We start from the raw sequence: 1928 nt of genomic DNA, 5'->3' as shown, positions 1-1928 counted from the left end.
ATTACTGAGAAGGCATCCTGCCTGACAGGGGCGATCAATTACGCCGTCAGCCTGTTTGATGACACGACGATAGCCCGGATGGCGGCCAGTTATCAGCAGGTACTCGCCGCATTTGTGGCAGAGCCACAGCAACCCTTGAGCCGTATTGATGTGTTATCTGCGCAGGAGCGTCATACCTTGCTGTATGGCTGGAACCAGACGAATAAACCCTACCCGTCAGAGAATACCCTGCAACAACAATTTGAGGCTCAGGCGGCAGCCACACCGGATAATGCCGCCCTGGAATTTGCCGGAGAAACGCTGACCTACCGCCAGCTTAATGAACGGGCCAATCAGTTAGCCGCCGTGATCCGGGCACAGTATCAGCAGCAGTGCCATACCCCGATGCCGGCCGATACGCCGGTGGCGTTATATCTGGATCGCAGTCTGACGATGATTATCGCTATCCTGGCGGTGTTAAAAGCCGGCGGGGCGTATGTCCCGCTTTCACCGGAATACCCGCCGGAGCGTACCCGCTTTATTCTGGCTGACACACAAACTCCGTGTGTAGTGACTCAGCAGCAGCATTTGGCTGCACTGACGGCCTGCACACAAACACGGGCGGTGGCCCCCGTTTTGATTGCCGCTGATGATCCGGCAGTGACCGCCGGTTATCCTGCCGGTAATCCGCCGCCAGTAAACAGGGCCACCGATTTGGCCTACATCATTTACACATCAGGCACCACCGGGCAGCCGAAAGGCGTGGCACTGACACACCGCAGTGTGATGAACCGCCTGTGCTGGATGTTGTCGCGTTATCCCTTCCGGCCAGCCGATAAAATACTGCAAAAAACCCCGTACACCTTTGATGTGTCAGTGTGGGAATTGCTGGCGGCGAACTGGACAGGGGCCTGTATTGTGATTGCGCCGCCAGAGGCACATAAACAGCCGGCGGTGTTGCAGCAACTGATCCGGCAAAGCGGCGTGACCATGGTGCATTTTATCCCGTCCATGCTAGGGGCATTCTGCCAGACCCTGGAGGCCATGGGGCAGCAGTTACCGGCCGGGGTACGTTATGTTTTCTGTAGCGGGGAGGCCCTGACGGTGTCACAGGTCAGGGCATTTAACCGGATCCAGACGGGCAGCCCTGCTCTTATCAACCTCTATGGGCCGACGGAAGCGGCGATTGAAGTCGCCTGTTATGAGACGGACACGGCCTGTCACGGTAATGTCCCGATTGGGCGGGCGATTGATAATGTGCGGCTCTATGTGCTGGACAAATACGGTAATGCTGCCCCGATAGGGGCACCGGGTGAACTGTATATTGGAGGCGTTTGTCTGGCACGCGGTTACTGGAACCAGCCGGCCCTGACGGCAGAGAGTTTTGTGCCGAACCCGTTTGCGACAGCGGAAGACGTGGCATTGGGTTATAGCCGGTTGTATAAAACCGGGGATTTGGTGCGCTGGCGGCCGGACGGCAATCTGGACTATCTGGGACGCAATGATTTTCAGGTGAAAATCCGGGGCTACCGGATTGAACTGGGGGAGATCGAAAGTGTGCTGGCAACTCATCCACAGGTGAAACAGGCAGTGGTGATTGATCGGGAACGCGAGGGGGAGCGCGTGCTGGTGGCCTATCTGGTGACGGCGGATGAAGTATCGGATGACAGCCTGATCGGGCATCTGTCAGCCCGTCTGCCGGAATATATGGTGCCGGCCAGTTTTACCCGTCTTGAATCCGTGCCGCTGACGCTGAACGGCAAACTGGACCGGCGGGCCTTGCCGGTCCCGGTCTGGGTAAACCGTGAACAGTATGTGGCCCCGCGCACGGCACTGGAAACCCGGTTGTGCCTGATCTGGCAGTCGGTATTGGGGCTGACACGGGTGGGGATTGACGATAACTTCTTCCGTATCGGCGGTAACTCCCTGCTGGCGATTAAACTGGCAGC

At 57.8% G+C, this 1928-nt stretch carries 1 protein-coding gene; it reads left to right on the top strand.

Annotated elements, in window-relative coordinates; all coding sequences use genetic code 11:
• Positions 1 to 1928: non-ribosomal peptide synthetase (locus AAC147_RS09190; protein ID WP_047686397.1), on the top strand; the 1928-nt coding region annotated here is incomplete at both ends.

The organism is Xenorhabdus sp. NBAII XenSa04, assembly GCF_963866145.1.
Taxonomy (GTDB): domain Bacteria; phylum Pseudomonadota; class Gammaproteobacteria; order Enterobacterales; family Enterobacteriaceae; genus Xenorhabdus; species Xenorhabdus indica.
This window is presented reverse-complemented; position numbering and strand designations above follow the sequence as displayed.